General features: G+C 64.6%; 21 protein-coding genes and 1 pseudogene. 13 read left to right on the forward strand and 9 right to left on the reverse strand.

Annotated features, from left to right (window positions below):
- Positions 1-91: 91 nt before the first annotated feature.
- Positions 92-1018, reverse strand: a complete 927-nt coding sequence (locus QP457_RS12130) for a LysR family transcriptional regulator (protein ID WP_205404290.1) — start codon at positions 1016-1018, stop codon at positions 92-94.
- A gap of 150 nt (positions 1019-1168) precedes the next feature.
- Here QP457_RS12130 and QP457_RS12135 point away from each other — a divergent pair, with 150 nt between their 5' ends.
- The 4 genes from QP457_RS12135 to QP457_RS12150 all read left to right on the forward strand — a co-directional run bounded on the left by QP457_RS12135 (position 1169) and on the right by QP457_RS12150 (position 3985).
- Complete coding sequence (locus QP457_RS12135) at positions 1169-2035, forward strand: pirin family protein (protein ID WP_205404291.1); 867 nt, start codon at positions 1169-1171, stop codon at positions 2033-2035.
- Between the two features lie 69 nt (positions 2036-2104).
- Positions 2105-2785 carry a hydrolase gene (locus tag QP457_RS12140; protein ID WP_100465562.1) on the forward strand — a complete coding sequence of 227 codons (681 nt, stop codon included), beginning with the start codon at positions 2105-2107 and terminating at the stop codon, positions 2783-2785.
- 79 nt (positions 2786-2864) lie between these two features.
- Positions 2865-3506 carry a hydrolase gene (locus tag QP457_RS12145; RefSeq protein ID WP_100465563.1) on the forward strand — a complete coding sequence of 214 codons (642 nt, stop codon included), beginning with the start codon at positions 2865-2867 and terminating at the stop codon, positions 3504-3506.
- 80 nt (positions 3507-3586) lie between these two features.
- Positions 3587-3985 carry an OsmC family protein gene (locus QP457_RS12150; protein ID WP_205407013.1) on the forward strand — a complete coding sequence of 133 codons (399 nt, stop codon included), beginning with the start codon at positions 3587-3589 and terminating at the stop codon, positions 3983-3985.
- A gap of 78 nt (positions 3986-4063) precedes the next feature.
- On the opposite strand, the gene QP457_RS12155 is transcribed toward QP457_RS12150, so the two are convergent.
- The 6 genes from QP457_RS12155 to QP457_RS12180 all read right to left on the reverse strand — a co-directional run bounded on the left by QP457_RS12155 (position 4064) and on the right by QP457_RS12180 (position 10849).
- Complete coding sequence (locus tag QP457_RS12155) at positions 4064-4393, reverse strand: hypothetical protein (protein WP_100465565.1); 330 nt, start codon at positions 4391-4393, stop codon at positions 4064-4066.
- Between the two features lie 97 nt (positions 4394-4490).
- Positions 4491-6236, reverse strand: a complete 1746-nt coding sequence (locus tag QP457_RS12160; RefSeq protein ID WP_205404292.1) for a putative porin — start codon at positions 6234-6236, stop codon at positions 4491-4493.
- 42 nt (positions 6237-6278) lie between these two features.
- Positions 6279-6977 (reverse strand): cell envelope integrity protein TolA, encoded by a 699-nt coding sequence (locus QP457_RS12165; protein WP_205404293.1) that lies wholly within the window; start codon positions 6975-6977, stop codon positions 6279-6281.
- Between the two features lie 3 nt (positions 6978-6980).
- Entirely contained in the window at positions 6981-7394 is a 414-nt protein-coding gene (locus tag QP457_RS12170; RefSeq protein ID WP_089235818.1) for a biopolymer transporter ExbD, read from the reverse strand.
- A gap of 10 nt (positions 7395-7404) precedes the next feature.
- On the reverse strand, positions 7405-9189 hold the full coding sequence (locus QP457_RS12175; RefSeq protein ID WP_205404294.1) for a MotA/TolQ/ExbB proton channel family protein: 1785 nt from the start codon (positions 9187-9189) through the stop codon (positions 7405-7407).
- A gap of 37 nt (positions 9190-9226) precedes the next feature.
- A complete protein-coding gene (locus QP457_RS12180; protein WP_205404295.1) occupies positions 9227-10849 on the reverse strand; it encodes a ShlB/FhaC/HecB family hemolysin secretion/activation protein in 1623 nt (540 codons plus the stop codon).
- 201 nt (positions 10850-11050) lie between these two features.
- Here QP457_RS12180 and QP457_RS12185 point away from each other — a divergent pair, with 201 nt between their 5' ends.
- Positions 11051-11392 (forward strand): hypothetical protein, encoded by a 342-nt coding sequence (locus QP457_RS12185; protein WP_180167240.1) that lies wholly within the window; start codon positions 11051-11053, stop codon positions 11390-11392.
- Between the two features lie 7 nt (positions 11393-11399).
- Here QP457_RS12185 and QP457_RS12190 read toward each other — a convergent pair whose 3' ends face one another.
- Positions 11400-11858, reverse strand: a complete 459-nt coding sequence (locus QP457_RS12190; RefSeq protein WP_205404296.1) for a general secretion pathway protein — start codon at positions 11856-11858, stop codon at positions 11400-11402.
- 116 nt (positions 11859-11974) lie between these two features.
- Between QP457_RS12190 and gspH the strand changes: the two genes are divergently transcribed.
- The 8 genes and pseudogenes from gspH (at position 11975) to QP457_RS12230 (ending at position 18528) form a co-directional block, all read left to right on the forward strand.
- The gene (gspH, locus tag QP457_RS12195; protein ID WP_180167242.1) at positions 11975-12421 is read left to right on the forward strand and encodes a type II secretion system minor pseudopilin GspH; all 447 of its coding nucleotides are present in this window, start codon (positions 11975-11977) and stop codon (positions 12419-12421) included.
- Positions 12418-12780, forward strand: a complete 363-nt coding sequence (gspI, locus tag QP457_RS12200; RefSeq protein ID WP_205404297.1) for a type II secretion system minor pseudopilin GspI — start codon at positions 12418-12420, stop codon at positions 12778-12780. Before gspH ends, gspI begins: the two co-directional genes overlap by 4 nt.
- Positions 12777-13391 carry a prepilin-type N-terminal cleavage/methylation domain-containing protein gene (locus QP457_RS12205; RefSeq protein ID WP_205404298.1) on the forward strand — a complete coding sequence of 205 codons (615 nt, stop codon included), beginning with the start codon at positions 12777-12779 and terminating at the stop codon, positions 13389-13391. Before gspI ends, QP457_RS12205 begins: the two co-directional genes overlap by 4 nt.
- A 390-nt stretch (positions 13392-13781) precedes the next feature.
- Positions 13782-14039, forward strand: a pseudogene (locus tag QP457_RS12210) (GNAT family N-acetyltransferase); the annotation flags it as partial.
- Between the two features lie 215 nt (positions 14040-14254).
- On the forward strand, positions 14255-15502 hold the full coding sequence (locus QP457_RS12215; RefSeq protein WP_180167245.1) for an HlyD family efflux transporter periplasmic adaptor subunit: 1248 nt from the start codon (positions 14255-14257) through the stop codon (positions 15500-15502).
- Between the two features lie 82 nt (positions 15503-15584).
- Positions 15585-15761, forward strand: coding sequence for a hypothetical protein (locus QP457_RS12220; protein WP_180167246.1), 177 nt, complete (start codon positions 15585-15587; stop codon positions 15759-15761).
- A 51-nt stretch (positions 15762-15812) separates the two neighbouring features.
- A complete protein-coding gene (locus tag QP457_RS12225; protein ID WP_053505629.1) occupies positions 15813-16001 on the forward strand; it encodes a Blp family class II bacteriocin in 189 nt (62 codons plus the stop codon).
- Positions 16002-16401: 400 nt separating this feature from the next.
- Positions 16402-18528 (forward strand): peptidase domain-containing ABC transporter, encoded by a 2127-nt coding sequence (locus QP457_RS12230; RefSeq protein WP_205404299.1) that lies wholly within the window; start codon positions 16402-16404, stop codon positions 18526-18528.
- 71 nt (positions 18529-18599) lie between these two features.
- Here QP457_RS12230 and QP457_RS12235 read toward each other — a convergent pair whose 3' ends face one another.
- A complete protein-coding gene (locus tag QP457_RS12235) occupies positions 18600-18764 on the reverse strand; it encodes a hypothetical protein (RefSeq protein ID WP_240196398.1) in 165 nt (54 codons plus the stop codon).
- Positions 18765-18841: the final 77 nt, after the last annotated feature.

Consider the following 18841-nt stretch of genomic DNA (forward strand, 5'->3'; position numbering starts at 1 on the left):
AGATCCACGCCATGCGTGGATGAAGAACTGCTCCAACCGAGCAAGGCCGGCCCATGGATGGTCACGCGCCCCCTCCACGCAGGGCATGCATCTACGGTTCCTGCAGCGCATCGAAGCGCTCGGCCAGGTAGTCGATCAACGCGCGCACTGCCGGCAGCAGGCCGCGCCGCGAGGGGAACACGGCATGCACGATGCCGTGCCTGGGTTGCCATTGCGGCAGGATCGGCACCAGCGCGCCACTGGCCAGTTCGTCGGTGATCATCATCCTCGGCAGCATCAGCACGCCGACACCGGCCACCGCCGCACTGCGCAGGGCGATCATGTCATCGCTGACCAGTCGCGGACGGTGGTGCACGCTGGCCGTCACCTCCTCTGGCCCGGCGTACTCCCAGGCGTGCACCTGCGCCGGCGATGCCAGGTCCACGGTCGGCATCATCGCCAGATCGGCAGGCACTTTCGGCGTACCCATCTGCTTGAGCAGGGCCGGGCTGGCAGCAGTACACCAGATGCGACGGGCCAGCACGCGCACCACCAGATCGCTGTCCTCCAGCGGTGGCGGGCGTACGCGGATGGCCACGTCCACGCCCTCGCCCACCACGTCGACGCGCCGGTTGGTGGCATCCAGCTGCAGGGTCACCTGCGGGTGCAGGGCCAGGAAGTCGGCCAGCATGTCGCCAATGCGCGCGTGCAGCAGGGCGATCGGACAGGCCAGCCGCAGGGTGCCCCGCGGCTCGGCGCGTGACAGCGCGATGGCCTCCTCGGCCGCCTCGGCTTCCACCAGCATCGCCTTGCAGTGCCGGTAGTAGTCCTGGCCGATCTCGGTGACCGAAAAGCGGCGGGTGGAACGTTGAATCAGGCGCACACCCAGCCGTTCCTCCAGCAGGGCGATGCGGCGGCTGAGCTTGGACTTGGGCATGGCCAGTGCGCGCCCTGCCTGCGAGAAGCCGCCGTGCTCGACCACCATGGCGAAATAGAACAGGTCGTTGAGGTCGCAGCGGCGGATGTCGGCGATGAACACGGGACGATCTCCTGCGGCCCTTGCCGGGCCTTCATCGTTCACAAAATAGGACTATGACGGCAAATTCTGCCGACTACCGGGCCCATTGTCACGGCGATATCGTCTCCGCAACGAAAAACAGCGACCGGTTGCCCCGGTCAGGAGATCGCCATGAAGCGTGTCACCGGTACCTACAGCGCCCCCCGCCCGCACTGGGTGGGCGACGGCTTCCCCGCCCGTTCGATGTTCTCCTACAACACCCATGGCCAGCACCTGAGCCCGTTCCTGCTGCTGGACTACGCCGGGCCGTACAGCTTCCCGCCCAGCGAAACCCCGCGCGGGGTCGGCCAGCATCCGCATCGCGGCTTCGAGACCGTCACCATCGTCTACGAAGGCGAAGTCGCCCATCGCGACTCGACCGGCGCCGGCGGCACCATCGGCCCGGGTGATGTGCAGTGGATGACCGCTGCGTCCGGCATCCTCCACGAGGAATTCCACACGCCGGAATTCAGCAAGCGCGGCGGCACGCTGGACATGGTGCAGCTGTGGGTGAACCTGCCGGCCAAGGACAAGATGGGTGCGCCGGGTTACCAGACCCTGCTCGATGCGCAGATTCCTTCGGTGGCCCTGGCCGACGGTGCCGGCCGCGTACGCGTCATCGCCGGGGCATTCGATGGCCACGCTGGACCGGCACGTACCCGTACCCCCATGGACGTGTGGGACATCCGCCTGCTGCAGGGCCAGCACGCCGAGCTGCCGGTGGCCGATGGCCGCACCCTGGCGCTGGTGGTGTTGAAGGGAACGGTGCGAATCAACGGCGGCCAGGCAGTCGGCGAAGCACAGCTGGTGACCTTCGACCGCAGCGGCGAAGACGTGTTCATCGATGCCGACAGCGACGCCACCGTGCTGCTGCTCAGCGGCGAACCGATCGACGAGCCGGTGGTGGGCTATGGGCCGTTCGTGATGAACACCCAGGCCGAGATCAGCCAGGCCGTCAACGATTTCAACGGCGGCCGCTTCGGCCAGATCGCGCACTGATCCACTGCATTGCGGCGGGCAACCGCCCGCCGCCTTCCGGGCCTTCGCCCCCTCCCCAGGAGACTGACCATGAGTACCCCCGCCAACTTCAACGGCGCCCGCCCGGTGATCGACCCGGACAACGCCGCGATGCTGCTGATCGACCATCAGAGTGGCCTGTTCCAGACCATCGGTGACATGCCGTTCACTTCCGTACGTGCGCACGCCACCGCCCTGGCGAAGATGGCCACGCTGGCGAAGATGCCGGTGATCACCACCGCGTCGGTACCGCAGGGTCCGAACGGCCCGCTGATCCCGGAGATCCATGACGCCGCACCCCATGCACAGTACGTGGCGCGCCGCGGCGAGATCAATGCATGGGACAACCCCGAGTTCGTCGCCGCTGTGAAGGCCACCGGCCGCAAGCAGCTGATCATCGCCGGCACCATCACCAGCGTATGCATGGCCTTCCCCTCGATTGCCGCCGTCGCCGACGGCTACCAGGTGTTCGCGGTGGTCGATGCTTCCGGCACCTATTCGAAGATGGCCGAGGAAATCACCCTGGCGCGTGTGGTGCAGGCCGGCGTGGTGCCGATGGATACCGCTGCGGTTGCCTCGGAAATCCAGCGCACCTGGAACCGCGAGGACGCCCAGCAGTGGGCGGCGATCTACACGCAGATCTTCCCCAACTACCAGCTGCTGATCGAGAGCTACCAGAAGGCGCAGGACGTGCAGAAGAACCACGAGCAGCTGGATTCGCAGCGCAGCTGAGCCCAGTGCATCCACGGCGATTTCCGCCTGCCGGCACGCCGCCGGCTCCACCGCAAGCCCCCCCGACCAGGACACCCTCATGGCCAGTGAACCGATCCGTGACCCCGTCAGCGACCACCTGCTGACCCCGCAGAATTCCGCCTTCATCATCATCGACTACCAGCCGGTACAGGTGAACTCCATCGCCTCGATGGACCGCCAGCTGCTGGTCAACAACATTGTCGGCACCGCCAAGGCGGCGGTCGCCTACGGCCTGCCGATCGTGCATTCAACCGTGAACGTGCAGACCGGCCTGAACAAGCCGCCGATCCCGCAGCTGCGCAAGGTGCTGGGCGACTACCCGACCTACGACCGCACCACCATCAATTCCTGGGAAGACGTCGAGTTCCGCAAGGCGGTGGCAGCGACCGGCCGCAGGAAACTGATCATGACCGCGCTGTGGACCGAAGCCTGCCTTACCTTCCCCGCACTGGATGCGCTGAAGGAAGGCTATGAAGTCTACGTGGTGGTCGATGCGGTGGGCGGCACCTCGCTGGCCGCGCATGATGCCGCGCTGCGCCGCATCGAACAGGCCGGTGGCCAGTTGATCAGCGTGACGCAGCTGTTCTGCGAACTGCAGCGCGACTGGGTACGGGCGGAGACGGTGCCGGCCTTCATGAATCTTTTCATCGAAACTGGTGGTACGGCCGGCATCCAGTTCTCGTACGATCGTACGGAGTGATTCCGTGGCGGCCCCGGCTCCGGCTGGCGCCGCCTTTTCCTGCAGCCGGGCATGGCCCGGCGCTACAACCGGGGATTCCCATGGCCTACGCACGCATTGTTTCGACCGCCGACAACTACCTGCACCACATCAGCAACGGCCATTTCGATGTCGCGGCCGATGAGCCCGCCTCGCTCGGTGGCCAGGGAAAGGGCTTTGCCCCGTTCGACCTGTACCTGGCCTCGCTGGCCGCGTGTACCGCCATCACCCTGCGCATGTATGCCCAGCGCAAGGGCTGGGAGCTGGGCGAGTTCCACGCCGAGCTGCGTTCCGAACGCGATGCGGACGGGCGCTTCCACGTGCACCGCGTGCTGCATGCCACCGCCGAGCTGAGTGATGCGCAGTGGCAGCGCCTGCTGGAGGTGGTGGAAAAGACCCCGGTGACGCTGGTGATGCGCGAGGGTGCACGGATCACCAGCGAGCGCGGGGTGGCAGCCTGATCGCCGGGCATGGCCCGGCGCTACCGGAGCAGCCTGGCGCCATCAGGTAGCGCCGGGCCATGCCCGGCGGCCTTGGCTTCAACGCCGTGAATGCAGCACGGTGCGCTGGCGCATGGCGTTGAATTCCTGTTCGACCTGCTGGATGTCTTCGGCCTGGAAGCCGGCGGCATCCAGCAGCTGATCGGCGGCCGCGGCAGCCAGCGGATCATCCTCGCGCTGGCGCCAGCAGCGTGCCGGCAGGAAATAGCCGACCTCGCTGCGCCCGCGCATGATGACGACCGGGCGCCCTGCATACAGCAGGAATTCGGCCAGGTGCTGGCGCAACCCCTCCACCGAGACATAGGCCGGCCCGATGCCCAGTGTGTGTGCGGCGGGCTCGGAACTCTCGAACAGCTTGCGACGGCTCATCCACTCCTCCTTTGTGCAACGCGTGGTCTTCCTTCCTTAGACGGGCGCGTCGCCGCGCCCCCGCCACACGTGTCGTGACTGCGATCACGCTGTCCGATCAGAAACCGGTGTTGAACTCCAGCTGGAACACGTCGATCGACAACGGCGGGCCCGACACTTCCTTGGCCGCCATCCACTTGCCGCTGATCCAGCTGCGCGCATCCAGCGCATAGGCGCCGCCGACGTAGTAACCGCGCGCATTGGTACCGCCCAGGTGGAAGTTCGGATCGTTGTAGGCGTCGGGCAGTGCATCGGCCTCGATCCGCTTGTAGCCCAGCAGGGCCTGCCACTGGCCCTTCTCCTTCAGCTCGGTGGCGCCGAAAGTCGCCTGCAGCATCCAGGCGGTGTCGCCGCTGCGGAAGGTGTCGATGCTGGCAGTGCCACCGGCGCCATAGTTGTTGACGATGCCATTGTTGGCCCGGGCGAACATGGCCTGCTTGTCATAGGCGAGGTTGCGGATGTAGTCCGCGTCCAGGCGCATGCCGATGTCCTGCGCAAGCTGTGTATCCCAGCGCAGGTTGAAGGTCGCCAGGCGGAATGCAGAGGCCAGGCCCACGTACTGTGGCGTGGGCGTATTGGCCGGATCCAGCGGATTGCGGGCGATGTCGCGGATCAGCATCAGGGTGTTGCCCTTCTGCATGAACGCCGGCCGCGACCAGTCGGTATCGCAACCGACCGCGCCCGCGTACAGCGCGCACGGCGACGACAGGCGCCCACTGATGTTCTTGAAATCGTAGTAGCCCAGCGCCGCACGCAGGCTGTTGTCATCGTTGAAGCGCCAGTTCACCCCCACCTGTGCACCGGACAGCCACTTGTTCTCGTTGGGCGTCTTCACCCGGCTCTGGCTGGGAGCGCTGTCGGAGGTGTACTCCAACGGCACCACCGCCAGGTTGCCGAACAAGCCGACGTCGTCAGCGATGTCGTACCTGAGATTGGCGGCCAGGCCATCGAAGTTCAGGTCGTTGGAGAACAGCGTGTCGCTGGTCCAGAACGGATTGCCGAAGCGTCCGCCACGCACCGTCACCCAGTCGGCCGGGCTGTAGGCCAGCCATGCCTGGTCCAGCCACACATCCTTCTTGCCCAGGCCGCCGCCAAGCTGTTCGGTGGTGGACACCGGCCCGTTGCTGCTGCCGCTGGCCAGGCGCACGCCTGCGGTGGTGTGCTCGCCGATCATCGCTTCGATGCCCAGCCGTGCCCGGATGCGCCACAGGTTGCGGCGGTCCTGGCGGGTGTTGAGCAGCGGCGGCAGCTGCAGGTTGGTGTTGTTGTTGGTATCGAAACCGTTGCCGGCATTCACCGAGGCCCAGTTGGTTTCGATGTCGCTGTTGCGCTCGGAGTAGAAGCGCGACTCACTGCGCACGCGCATGTCACCGGTCACCTTGATGCGCTTGGTCCACTCGGCCACTTCGTTCGGCGCGGCCCAGCCCTCGGCTTTGGCCTGCGCCATCACGTCCTGGCGCACTTCATCACGGATGCCATCCCGCACGCTCTGCGGCACGTACGGCACACGTACGTCGCCCGCTTCCAGCGCCACGCCGCCGCTGCTGCTGGCTGTGCTGCCCGCGGTGCCGCGCTGCGCAGCCGCCGCCGCCTCCGCTTCGGCCTGTACCAGCAGCGCCTGGCCGTCTTCGGGCTTGAGCGCGCCACTGGCAATCAGCCCCTTGATCAGCTTGACCATGGTGGTTTCGGCAGCCATTGCACTGGCCGGCACGGCCAGGCTGAGCAGTACGGCGCAGCACAGCAGCGCCCGTCGGGCCGGCCGCGGGCGGCGGGATGCGGTTCGAGCGCGGTCGTGGTCGTTCATCACGGTTCTCATCGAAAGAAGGGAAATCACGGAAGTCATCGGTCAAGCGCCGGGGCGGCGCCCCTGGATCAGCACGCGCGCGGGGAAATCCAGCGACGCCGGTGGCATCTGGTCGACTTTGCCGATCTGCCGCAGCGCATCGAGCACGGCCACGTCGGCCTCCTCGTTGCCGCTGCCACGCACCAGCTCGACCTTCTCCAGCCGGCCATCCGGCGCCAGCCACACATTCACCTGCAGCTGGAAGGCCAGGCGCTTGACCCGCGCATCGCGCGAGATCGCCTGTTGCATCAGATAGCCCAGGTAGCGGCCATAGCTGGCATTGCCGGCACCGCCACGGCCGACACCCGACGAACCACCGCCGCTGCCCGACTGGATGCCGAAGCTGTCGCCGCCGGCCTGCGCATCGGCGTCCATGGTTACTGGGTCGGCGTTGTCCGGCGTCGGCGTCGGCTCTTCGGCCGGCGTTGGCTGGTCCAGCGGTTCCGGCTCAGGCACGGTCTCTTCCGGCGGCGTCTCTGGCTCGGGCGGTTTTTCCGGTGGCGGCGGTGGTGGCGGCGGTGGTGGCAACGCCAGCATCGGCGGCTGCACCACCGGCCGGCGGGAGCTGGCAGTGTCCTTGAACAGCAGCCACCACAGGGCAACACCCAGTACCAGCAGCGCCGCCAGCACCAGCGCGATCGTCACCAGCAACTGGCGTCCGCGCGTACCAGGCTCCTGCAGGGGTGGTCGATGGCCGGCCATGCCTCAGCCCTGCGCCTTGCCGGTGACCAGGCCGACCTGGGCCAGCTCCAGCCGCCGCAGCAGATCCAGCACCTCGACCACGCGCGCGTACTGCACCTGCGCATCACCGCGCACGATCACCGGGAAATCCGGCGACGTCGCGCGTTCGGTACGCAGGCGGTCCTCCAGCTCGGCCATCGTCACCGGGTAGGCATCCAGGAATACCTGGCCGCTGGGGTCGATGGTGATCGCCTTGGTCTTGGGCTTCTCCAGTGCGGTGCTGTTGCTGGCCTTCGGCAGGTTGACCTCGATGCCGGGAATGGAGGCGTTGCTGGTCAGGATGAAGATCACCAGCACCACCAGCAGCACGTCGACGAAGGGCGTCACGTTGATGCCCTTCTCGCGTTTCTTGATGCCGAACTTCGCCTTGTAGGCCATGGCCGGTCCCTCAGCCCTGGACCGCGGCCGGGCCGCGTCCGTCCTGCTCTTCGGCCAGGCGGGCGGCGAACTCGTCGATGAACACCGCCATGTCGGCGCCGATCGCTTCGGCGCGTGCCCCCAGCCAGTTGTAGCCGAACAGTGCCGGGATCGCGACGCCCAGGCCGGCGGCGGTACACAGCAGCGCTGCCGCCATGCCCGGGGCCACCGAGTTGATGTCCACCGCACCGGCCATCGCCGCCACCACGAACACCAGCATGATGCCGATCACGGTGCCGAACAGACCCACATAAGGTGCACCCTCGATGGTGGTCGACAGCCAGTTCATGCGCCGCGCCATCGCCTCCTGTTCGCGCACCATCACCGCGTCCATCGACGCGCGGATGGCGGCGATGGTCGCCGCGCTCAGATAGCCGGAGTTGCCGTCGCGCTGATGGCGCTGCTGCATTTCATCGATGGCGACCTGGTAGATGCGCCACAGCGAGCCGTCGTGCATTGCCGGCGGCACCTTGCCCTGCCGGTCCATCTCGGACAAGGTGCGCAGCGGCACGCCAGAGAGCTTGCTGAAGCTCTCGGTGAACACTGCATTGGCCTTGCTGGTACGGCCGAAATGACGGCTCTTGGCGATCATGATCGCCCAAGACAACAGCATCATCAGGCCGAGGATGGCCACCACCACCCAGGCGTCGAACGGCATCGCCTTGAGGATGAAAGCAAAGTGGCTCTGTCCGGCCGATTGCTCGTCAGCACCGTAGCTGATCAGGCGCGAATCGGCTCCCTGCGCCGTGGCATCGGCCAGCAGCAGCGCCGCCGGGCGCGCCACGCGTGAGATCCGCAGTTCATCCAGCGCACCATCGAAGTTGGCCAGCGGCTGCGTCGCACCCGGTGCATCGGCACCTACCACCGCAGCGGTGCTCAGTGCCGGCAATTCACCACTGAGCTGGGCCACCACGCGACCGTTCAGATACAGCTGCAGCGCCCCCTTCTCGGCGGTAAGCGCGAGATGCGCCCACTGTCCCTCCGGGATCGGCTGTGCCGGCGTGCTGCGTTGACCGTTGAGCTGCACGAACGGCACGCGGTTGTCGATGCCCACCACCAGCTCGGCGCTGCCATCGCGCCGGGCGTAGATCGCCTGCGTGGTGGTCTGCGCACCCGGTTTGATCCAGGCCGAAACGGTGAGCGGCGCGCCCGCTTCCTGTGCCAGCGAAGCGCTGGCCGGCAGCGGCAGCGGGCCCGCGCCCAGCTGCACGCCACGCCCGATCACCGTGCTTTCCGCCGCAGGCACTACCGCACCGGCCGTGTTGCCATAGGCCGTGGTATCACGCGCCGGCGCATTGGCTTCGGCAAAGTGGTAGACCAGCGTGTAGTCCGGATCGAACACCTGCTGGCCATTGCCGCTGGCCGGTGCCTTCGCGTTGCCGTAGTACATCCAGATCGTCTGCGGCGCGCTGGCGGTCAGTGCTGGAACGTCCACCCAGACCAGTGCCAGGCCCAGGTTCAGGTCGAACTGCTCGATCTGATGGGCCAGCACAGTGCGACCGTCGGCAGAAACGAAGCGCAGGTCGTTGCCACCCTCCTGGGTGCCATCAAAACCGAAATTGCCGGTATGCAGGCGCAGCAGCAGCGGTGTACGCCCGGGATTGCCGGCCAACCCCGCGCCCTGTGGGCCGGCGTCGACGGTGATCGGCTTGCGGTACTTCCATTCGGCCTGCCACCAGTTGGCATCGGCCGCGGCGGCGGGCAGCGCGATCAGCGCAGCCAGCAGCAGCAACATTCGGGAAAGCAGACGGTCCATGCAAAAGGTCTCCGGAGAACGCATCTCAAGGGAAGGGTCAGTAGCTGGTGCTGATGTTGAAATGCAGGCGCGGGTCGTCCTTGCGCGTGACCGGGCCATCGGCGTAAGGCCAGGCGTAGTCCAGGCGCAGCTGCAGGTGTTCGCCCAGGCGCAGCTGCGCGCCCAGCCCGACCGATGCCAGGTTGTACTTGTCGCGCTGTTCCGGCAGCGGCTGACGCAGGCGCAGGTAGGCCGCGTCGGCAAAGCTGTACAGCCGCAGGTCGGTACCACTCCACAGCGACCACGCCGGGGTGCGCCATTCCAGGTTGGCCAGTCCACCGTAGTCGCCGATCGCTTCGGCCGAGAGGTAGCCACGCACGGTGTACATACCGCCAGCGGCGAACTGCTCGGCCGAGACCAGCGGTGCATCGGTCGCCTGCAGCGAGCCACGCGCATACCACTGCCAGTCGTTGCCGAAGGTGTGTGTATTGGAGACATCCGCCTTGAACGCCACGAAGCTCGGGTCGGCCCAGTAGCGTTTCTGACCGAAATCGGTGGCGTTGCTGCCATAACCGAACAGGCGCCGGGTTCCCGCCACCAGCTGCGTGTTGATGCTCAGCTGATCGTTCTCGCCCTGGCGCACACCGACGAAGGCCAGCGTGACCGGCGCGTACTTCAACGGCGTCTTCAGGCTGTCCTTGCCCATCTGCGTGTCTTCTTCGGTGTCCTTGAAGTCCACGCCGAGGCTGAGCTGACGCCACCACTGGCTGCTGCCAACCAGGCGGTAGTTGAGCTTGAGGCCGATCGAATGACCATTGCCGATCACATTGGTGCCGGTGCCGGTGCCCGCGCCACCTTGTCCGCCGGCATTGAGCACCCGGCTGTCGGACTTGTAGCCCGATGCCTCCAGGCTCCACGGCGTGCCCTCGAAGGGGACCGTGTAGGACGCAGAGAACACTTTTGCCTGATCGGTGTCTTCCGGCGCGATGAACACGCCGATGCTCGCGCTGTGTCCACGCCGCCACAGGTTGTCGTGGGCCAGCGATGCACTCAGCCGCAGCTTCTCGGTGTCGGCACTGTGGTCGTTGTTGAGCGCCGCGCTCGCGCGCCACGGCGACTTCTCTTCCACCTGCAGGTCCACATCCATGGTGCCCGGCACCTGGCCTTCGCGCACCAGCGGAAGCACCTGGCGACGACCACCTTCGTTCAGCGCAGTCAGTTCCTTCTGCGCCTGGTCGAAGTCCGGCACCCGCCCCTCAGCCAACGCCGGTACCCGCTCGCGGATGCGTTCGGGTGAGTCATGGCGGGCACCGACCACGCGCAGCTGGCCAATGGGCGTCTGCTGCACCTTCAGCAGCACCACGCCCGCGTTGACCTGCTGTTCGGGCAGCTCCACATAGACCGATTGGTAGCCGGCCTGTTGATACAGCGCGTTGACTGCATCACGCGCCTTCTCGACATCGGCGAGCGTTTTTCCGGGGCCGAGGAACGGTTCGACTGCGCGTTCGATCTGGCGCGCATCGAGCACGGTGTTGCCGCGCACGATGTACTCGTTGATGTTCACCGTGGGCGCTGGCGCGGCGTCCTGCGCGAGCACTGGAAATGGCAGCGCCGCCAGGGCCAGCATCAGAGGATGCAGGCGCAGCGGAAGGCGAGCGGCACGGCACGGAACGGGAGTCATCGAAGGCATCGCGTCGTATCGAAGGGAATGGCCAGGGAGCGGCGCGTGGGTCTACCAACAGGACGTGCAGGCCGCGTCAAAACCGCCAACAGTTTTGTGACAGCACTGTCATCTGTTGACGATGCTGAAACAGGCGCAGGCGGACACTTCGCCTGGTACACGTCTTCATTGCAGAACGCCTGCTGCCTCGGGAGATTCAACATGCACGCCATCCTGCTTGCGCCAAACCGCCCTGCCCTCTGTATGGCGCTGGTCCTGGGGCTGGCTTCGCCTTGGGCGCGGGCCGACCAGGCCGCCAAACAGGCAGACGCAGCGCCATGCATCGAAGTACAGGTCAATGGCGAGCGCATCCCCGCCTGGGACTGCCTGCAACGCAAGCTGGCGCCGAGGGAGAGCGCAGCCGCCCGCCCTGCTCTTCCCGAAGCCGAACGCGTGATGCGCAAGCCCGGCAACCAGATGCTGCAGTACAACCTGGAAGGCACGCGGCAACGCATGGGCGATGCGTTCGGGCGTTCGGTGGTGCCGCAGCGCCCGGCGCGCTGAGCCGTGTTCAGTGCCGTCCCAGCGCGGCGGGAACGATGCCATCGGTGGGCAGCGGCGGCAGTTCGGGCACGGGCAGCGAGCGCGGCTGTCCTGCCTGCTGCAGTTCAACCGCGCTGGCGCTGATCGCTGCCAATACGGTGGATGGACCCAGCCGCTGGCCTGGAGCATAGGCCTGCGCAGGCGCCCCATCCACCGACAGCAGCGCCAGCGGCGCCTGTTGCCCGGCCATTACGCCCAGCACGCTCACATCGGTCTGCACCGCGCCGGGCGAGAGCAGTCGCACCAACGGTGCGCTCGCAGCGTTGTCGACGGCCGGGGCAGCAGGTACGGCGACCTGCACCGGGGCGGCGGCAACGCGAGCCGGCGCCATGAACAGGGCCATGCCCCAATATCCCGCCACGGCCAGCAGCAGCATGGCCGCCAGCAGGGTCAACGTGCGATTGCGATCCCAACGCCTGCCGTCCATGTTCCGCACCTTCGCCAGGGTCCTGTGCGGCCACGCTAGCAGCTGTCGCTGACGCTTTTGTTTCATCATCCGCACCTACGCTGGCAGGTATCGGCAAGGACGGGAGGCGATGTCCGATGCAACGCAGGCCACGCGGCTTCACCCTGATTGAACTGATGGTGGTACTGGTCATCATCGGCATCTGCACGGCGGGTATCGGCCTTGGCCTTGGCAGCCTGCTCGACCCTGCGCGGCAGCTGCGCCAGGAATCGGAGCGGTTGGCGCAGCGCCTGCAGGTCGCGCGCGATGAAGCACGCATCGATGGTCGGCCGATCCGCTGGCAGGCCAGCGCAGAAGGCTATCGCTTCAGCCGCCGCGACAACGAAGGCTGGGTCGAGCTGCGGCGCGATGACCTGCTGCGCCCCCAGCAGTGGCAGACCCGCGGCATTGAAGTGCAACCAAAGGCCGCCATCGAGTTGAGCCCCGAATGGATCGGCGTGCCGTGGGAGCTGGCGTTGTCGCTGGACGGCCGTCGACTGCGTCTTCGTGATGATGGCAGTGGACAATTGCAGGTCGTGCAGTGAAGCGGAAGCAACACGGATTCACGCTGATCGAGGTGCTGATCGCGTTGGCCATCGTGGCCATCGCCTTGGCGGCGGTGATGCGCTCGGTGGCGGTGGCAACCGATGACCAGTCGCGCCTGCGTGACCGTCGGCTGGCCCTGCTGTGCGCGCAGGACCGCTGGCAGGAGCTGCGCCTGGCCGCACAGCCACCCGGCGATGCACGCCTGCTGTGCCTGCAGGGGCGCACCCGTTTCCTGGTGCAGCAGCACCTGGGCAGCGGTGCCGACGGGCAACCGCAGCTGGACTTGAGCGTGGTGGCCGAAGATGCACCGAAGCAGTCGCTGGCGCGCCTGCAGCTGCCATGGACGGCGATGCCATGAAACGCGCTGCGCGGGGCTTCACCCTGATCGAAGTGATGATCGCCATCACCATCATGGGCGTGCTGGCGGTGATCTGCTGGCGCGCACTGGACAGCGTTGCCAGCACCGATCAGCGCCTGCGCCAGGCCGATGCCGAGACCAGCACGGCGATGCGGGTGCTGCAGCAGTTCCAGCGCGATATCGAGATGCGGGCCGACGATGCGCTGATGAACGGCGCGGTGCGACCGGCCGATCAGCCTGCGCGGCTGCTGCCGCCGTCGTTGACCAGTGAGCGCCATCCCGATGGTGGCTTTACCCTGGAGATCACCCGCAGCGTCGGCAGTGATGGGCTGCAGTGGCAGCGCGTTCGCTGGTGGCGGCAAGGCAGCACGTTGTGGCGTGCCAGCGGTGCGCCTTCCGATCATTATCCGCTGCCTGCGCCTGAGCCGACGCGCGGGCTGATGGTGGCCCGTGATGTGCAGCGCTTCGAGGTGCGGGCATGGCAGCCGGGGGTGGGTTGGGCGATGCTGCCCAGCCAGGGCGAGGTACTGCCGGCGACCGGTCTGGAGTTGCGGTTGGGGTTGCGCGATGGACGCGGGCCGTTGAGCTACCGGCGGGTGCTGGCGCTGTGAGAGGGACACTATGTTGGCCAGCCCAACCACCTGACGTTGTTAGTTTTTCCGGCCTGGACACCCGCAGAGTGTGTCCAAGGGAGTGTCCGATTTTAGCTGGCGTCGCCTTATGCAGCTAGTGGCAAGTGCCGCCTTCGTCCGATGACCGGTAGCTCCTGCTCCCAACCGTTGCACATGCCTTACACCTGCATCCTGCCCCTGATGTTCAGTGAACTCACTTTGGCCCAAAACCCCACGGCGACACCGCCGAAAATCGAGACATCCTTGTTCAGTGACACGGACGATGCGTATCGTAGGAACCACGTCTCGGTGATCGGTGAACACGACGGATTCTATGGAAAGAATAACGTCGCCCCTCCGTAAGACCGACGGACGGCAGGCAGCGGCAACGACGAGGATCTGTGCCTGCATTTCTTCCAGTCGGTCAAGCACTTCAGCCACGAACTCATCGCACACCCGACCCAGCTGGACTACGCGCTCGATCGCATTGGCGGCGATTGCACCGCGCAACGGCGAGATGCTCGGTGCGGTTGACCGCATGCCGATGCGGACTACCACCGTGGCGAGTACGGCATCCTCATCCGTTCGGACCTGAAGGGCCGCGGCATCGGCTGGCGCTCGATGGCGATCATGATCGAGTACGCCAAGTGACTGGGCCTGGACGTGGTGGAAGGCCATCCGTTGGTTGCAGATCGCGCATAGCCAGTGCGCGTCAGAATGTTGACGTCACTGTTGAAAGAAAGACTGCTGTGGGTATGTTTTTCGTTGGTTGATGACGATTTGGAATTTGCGCCGCGTGCTATTGCGCACCGCAAATCAAGTTGGCTAGTATCGATTGCACACAGGGGAAGTGTTACTGCCGAATGTCTTCAGATCTGTTTCGCAAGGAAGTGCTGCAAGCAAAGCGCGCCGGCTGGTTGGGATCGATTTCCATCGCGCAACCGATCAGGCTCTGGGTTCTTGCAATCGCAGCTTTTATCGCCGCACTAGCTGTAGTGCTGCTACTTTCTTTTGGCACCTATACCCGCCGTTCGCACGTCGGGGGGCAGCTTGTTCCAGTTAATGGCATCGCGCAGGTCATGGCTCCCGCCAATGGATTCATGTCGGAAGTCAGTATTGCCGAAGGTGAGCACGTCGAAGCGGGTGAAGTAATCGCGGTCTTGACCGTCCCGCGCGCCACCACCAACGATGGAGATACTCTGACTGCGCTTGAGTCCCGTTTCGAGCGTAGGACGACCGGTCTTGAGGCAGCGCAGGCGGCCAAGAGGATGCGGCTGGGCGCACAGCAGGAGGGATTGCGTGGCCAGCTTTCCAACGCACAGCGGGAGTTGGCGCAGATCGACGCGGAAGTGCTGACGAGGAAGGATCAGATCAGGATTGCACAGGAAACGTTGGAACGCCTCCGGCTCCTTGAAGACGATCGTTACGTCAGCATCCTCCAGATCAAGCAGCAGGAATCCGCAGCGCTCACGCAGAAGGGCGAGATGCAGGCATTGCAGCGACAGGCGATCGCCACGCGCAGAATGATCGAGCAGATCACGCAGGCTCTCAATGAACTGCCTGGAGAAAATGAGGCTGCGGAGGCGACATTCCAGCAGGACCTTGCATCGCTTGAGCAGGAACGCGTGGAGAATACCGCGCGTGGGCGGCTGGCCATTGTCGCTCCGGTTTCTGGAGTTGTAGCCACCCAGCAGATCAAGGCCGGCCAAGCCGTGCAGAGCGGCCAGCCAATCATGAGCATCCTGCCTGGGGATGGCCGCCTGGAGGCAGAACTGCTGGTTCCCAGCCGCGCGGTGGGCTTCATAGAGCCTGACGACAAGGTCCTGCTCAGATACCAGGCATATCCTTACCAGAAGTTTGGACATCATGAAGGGCGGGTTTCGCGGATCAGTCGAAGCACACTGGGTGCCACGCAGAATGGCGGCGCAACAGAGCCGATGTACCGAATCACCGTCGCTCTCGCAGCGCAAACCGTAAGCGCATACGGCAAACCCGAGACACTCAAACCCGGAATGCTGGTGGATGCGGATGTTCTGGGTGAGACGAGATCGTTTTTTGAGTGGGTCCTTGAGCCGATCTACTCAATCAAGGGAACTGTGTTCGGACAATGACTGCAGCATTGGATGAGACAGCGTGTCGCTGGCTGAGCCAGCCCATGCACACTGGACGTGTGCCAATTTCAGGAGATCGATTGTGCGTGAACTGACCATGGATGAAGTTTTCGAAGTCGAGGGTGAAGGTGCGATGGGCGCCTTTCTCAATGGTGCCGGTGCGGGTGGTTTTGCCGGTGCGCTCGTCGGCGGCCCGGCCGGGTCCGCTGCCGGTGCGCTCATCGGCGGTGGAATTGCCGTTGCGCTTTACCTGATGTAAGTACATCTTCTCTGAAACTCAAACAATCGTATTCAAATAGGGGGAATCATCATGCGTGAACTCAACAATGCCGAAGTTGCCAATGTCGATGGCGCGGGTGAAGGCGCTTCGAACGGCTTTGCCGGTGGTGTGGTCGCCGGTGCTGCAATCGGGTTCCTGGTGGGCGGCCCGGTGGGCGCGTTCGCTGGCGCCGTCAGTGGTGGCATCCACGGTGCGATCGTGGGTCACTACCTGATGTGATGGGTGTCGCGCAGGGGTGCTCGCGCGCCCCTGCGCGATCTGTTTGGAGCCACTGGCTTCGGAAAATGTTGGCACGAGGAGAGCAGATCATGAAGTTTCCCGGTATCGACGAAAAGACATTCGCCATCTGTGTGTGCTGCCTGGCCGTGGTCGCGGCATCTTCAGACCGCCGGATTTGGCCACTTCTGTGCGTTGGTGCGGTGGTGGTTGCCATCGCCAGATTCGCGGATGCAAGGCGCAAGCGGATTCAGCGAGAACACACGTCGAATTAAACTCCTGTGCGGGGATGCATTCACGCCGCCTGGGTTCGTGCGGCGTGCTCAATAAAGGCCATCGGCACTGATGATCGTGCCAAGGCCTTCTGTTTCAGATTGACTGGGATCTTGGGCTTGTCATCGGAATGAAAGTGATACTGCAGTCGGAGGCAACGGAGTGTGGGCTGGCGTCGATCGCGATGATCGCCGATTTCCACGGAAAGAGGATCGGCCTGAGCGAGATCCGCCGACGCTATCCGTTGTCGCTCAAGGGTGCCAAGTTGGGCCAGCTCATCCACATTGGCCAGCAATTGGGGTTGTCTTCGCGGCCCTTGCGGCTTGATATGGAGCATCTTTCCCAGCTCAAACTGCCTTGTATCCTGCATTGGGATCTGAACCACTACGTGGTGCTGGCAAAGGTTGGCCGCAGCAATGTCAGGATTCTTGACCCCGCCATCGGGGAGCGGGTGCTTCCGATGCAGGAAGTGTCCGAGCATTTCACAGGCGTGGCACTTGAGCTGGCCCCCACGGCGGAGTTCCAGAAGGAGGCCAGGCCAGCTTCGATCTCGCTGCGGCAGCTGACGGGGGAGATCAACGGCCTGTGGCCCTCATTGGCGCTGGTCCTGCTTCTCTCGCTCGCGCTCCAGGTCTTCGTAGTCCTTGCGCCGTTCTTTACCCAGTGGGTGGTTGATCAGGCACTGGTCTCGGCAGATCGGGATCTGCTCACGGTACTGGGAATAAGCTTCGGGCTTGCAATGCTGTTGCAGGTGGCCATCGGGCTGTTGCGCGGATGGTCTGTCATCTATCTCTCCTCTACGCTTGGGTTGAGATGGATGGGAAACGTTATCGGGCATCTGTTGCGCTTGCCGCTGGACTTCTTCGAGAAGCGACATCTGGGTGATATCACCTCCAGGGTTTCCTCGGTGCAGTCCATCCAGAAGACGTTGACCACCAGTTTCGTCGAGGCGCTCATCGACGGCCTGATGGCGATCGTCACGCTCGGTGTGATGGTTCTCTACAGCTGGAAGCTGGCGCTGGTGACGCTGGCGGCAGTGGTGCTGTACACCCTCGTCCGCGTCACCGCGTACACGCCAGTTCGCGATCGTACCGAGCGCCAGCTCGTTGCCAGCGCAAAGCAACAATCGCATCTGCTCGAGTCGATCCGCGGCATGCAGAGCATCAAGGTGGCCGGCCAGGAGTCGATGCGGACGGCAACCTACGAGAACCTGATGGTCAGTACGGTCAATGAGGAAGTCAGGCTTTCGAAGCTGACGCTCGGATTTACCAGTACCAGTCAGTTGATCTTCGGCATCGAGAGAATTGCTGTTATCTGGATTGGTGCAATGCTGGCCATGAACAATGTGTTCTCGGTCGGCATGCTGGTGGCCTATCTTGCGTACAAGGATCAGTTCGCACTGCGAATGGCGGGGCTGATCGACAAGGCTGTCGAGTTCAGGATGCTTAGGCTGCATGGGGAGCGATTGGCTGATGTCGTTCTCAGTGCACCTGACCTGGATTTCGATCGAATCGAGACGGTGGTACCGATCGCGTCCTCCATTGAGGTCAAGGATCTTTCCTTCCGTTATGCCGAAGGCGAACCCTGGATCATCCGCAATTGTTCCTTCCGCGTAGAACAGGGTGAAGCGGTGGCCATCGTGGGCGCATCCGGCTGTGGCAAGTCGACCCTGATGAAACTACTGCTCGGATTGCTCAAGCCCAGTGAAGGAAGCGTAAGCATCGGCGGCGTGGATATCCAGAAGCACGGTCCACGCGGCATTCGCTCCATGGTGGGAGCAGTCATGCAAGATGACCAGTTGTTTGCCGGAAGCATTGCCGACAATATCAGCGGCTTTGACAGCGGCTTCGATGAACAGCGCATTGAGGAAGCTGCTCGAATGGCCGCCGTGCATGATGACATCGCGGGGATGGCGATGGGTTACCACGGTCTTATCGGCGACATGGGCAACTCGCTCTCAGGCGGTCAGAAGCAGCGCGTGATTCTGGCCCGCGCCCTCTACCGCCGGCCACGGATTCTGTTTCTAGATGAGGCCACCAGCCATCTTGATGTCATGCGCGAGCGCTTGGTCAACGAAGCCGTGCAGCGTATGGAGCTGACCAAGGTGATCGTGGCCCATAGGCCGGAGACCATAAACAGCGCCGACCGCGTGCTCGTGATGGAGCAGGGACGGATCGTCCAGGAGGTGCGGCCCCAGCGTGCAGCTTCGCCGGCACCTTCCGCCGATGCCGAGGAATGCGTTGCAGCAACCGCCTGACGGGCGACACGGAACGAGTCTGGCCCTGTGCGGCAATACAGTACTTGTCTTGGGGAAGCGCCCGGCCCGCCCTACAGACTGGTGGCGCGCCACGCGCGCCCGATCAACCCGCCCATCAGTGGCGCAATCGGGAAGACGGTGTAGAGGGCGGCCAACGCCAAGGGCGGAACGGACACGAGAAAGTTGCGTTCCGATTCGATCAGGCGAGGGTAAAAGATCCCCAGTCCGATACGCATGGCATGGATCTACTGAACTGCGTCCACGCATGACGTGGATCTACTGCCCCGGTCGCCGGGCGCTGTCCCGCGCCCGG

The sequence above is a fragment of the Stenotrophomonas sp. As-7 genome, assembly GCF_030291015.1.
GTDB lineage: Bacteria > Pseudomonadota > Gammaproteobacteria > Xanthomonadales > Xanthomonadaceae > Stenotrophomonas > Stenotrophomonas lactitubi.

What these genes read in the sequence shown, in the direction of transcription:
- QP457_RS12135 (WP_205404291.1), top strand. Translation starts at nt 1,169, where the DNA reads ATGAAGCGTGTCACCGGTACCTACAGCGCCCCCCGCCCGCACTGGGTG.
- QP457_RS12140 (WP_100465562.1), top strand. Translation starts at nt 2,105, where the DNA reads ATGAGTACCCCCGCCAACTTCAACGGCGCCCGCCCGGTGATCGACCCG.
- QP457_RS12145 (WP_100465563.1), top strand. Translation starts at nt 2,865, where the DNA reads ATGGCCAGTGAACCGATCCGTGACCCCGTCAGCGACCACCTGCTGACC.
- QP457_RS12150 (WP_205407013.1), top strand. Translation starts at nt 3,587, where the DNA reads ATGGCCTACGCACGCATTGTTTCGACCGCCGACAACTACCTGCACCAC.
- QP457_RS12155 (WP_100465565.1), bottom strand. Translation starts at nt 4,393, where the DNA reads ATGAGCCGTCGCAAGCTGTTCGAGAGTTCCGAGCCCGCCGCACACACA.
- QP457_RS12160 (WP_205404292.1), bottom strand. Translation starts at nt 6,236, where the DNA reads ATGAACGACCACGACCGCGCTCGAACCGCATCCCGCCGCCCGCGGCCG.
- QP457_RS12165 (WP_205404293.1), bottom strand. Translation starts at nt 6,977, where the DNA reads ATGGCCGGCCATCGACCACCCCTGCAGGAGCCTGGTACGCGCGGACGC.
- QP457_RS12170 (WP_089235818.1), bottom strand. Translation starts at nt 7,394, where the DNA reads ATGGCCTACAAGGCGAAGTTCGGCATCAAGAAACGCGAGAAGGGCATC.
- QP457_RS12175 (WP_205404294.1), bottom strand. Translation starts at nt 9,189, where the DNA reads ATGGACCGTCTGCTTTCCCGAATGTTGCTGCTGCTGGCTGCGCTGATC.
- QP457_RS12180 (WP_205404295.1), bottom strand. Translation starts at nt 10,849, where the DNA reads ATGACTCCCGTTCCGTGCCGTGCCGCTCGCCTTCCGCTGCGCCTGCAT.
- QP457_RS12185 (WP_180167240.1), top strand. Translation starts at nt 11,051, where the DNA reads ATGCACGCCATCCTGCTTGCGCCAAACCGCCCTGCCCTCTGTATGGCG.
- QP457_RS12190 (WP_205404296.1), bottom strand. Translation starts at nt 11,858, where the DNA reads ATGGACGGCAGGCGTTGGGATCGCAATCGCACGTTGACCCTGCTGGCG.
- gspH (WP_180167242.1), top strand. Translation starts at nt 11,975, where the DNA reads ATGCAACGCAGGCCACGCGGCTTCACCCTGATTGAACTGATGGTGGTA.
- QP457_RS12205 (WP_205404298.1), top strand. Translation starts at nt 12,777, where the DNA reads ATGAAACGCGCTGCGCGGGGCTTCACCCTGATCGAAGTGATGATCGCC.
- QP457_RS12215 (WP_180167245.1), top strand. Translation starts at nt 14,255, where the DNA reads ATGTCTTCAGATCTGTTTCGCAAGGAAGTGCTGCAAGCAAAGCGCGCC.
- QP457_RS12225 (WP_053505629.1), top strand. Translation starts at nt 15,813, where the DNA reads ATGCGTGAACTCAACAATGCCGAAGTTGCCAATGTCGATGGCGCGGGT.
- QP457_RS12230 (WP_205404299.1), top strand. Translation starts at nt 16,402, where the DNA reads ATGAAAGTGATACTGCAGTCGGAGGCAACGGAGTGTGGGCTGGCGTCG.
- QP457_RS12235 (WP_240196398.1), bottom strand. Translation starts at nt 18,764, where the DNA reads ATGCGTATCGGACTGGGGATCTTTTACCCTCGCCTGATCGAATCGGAA.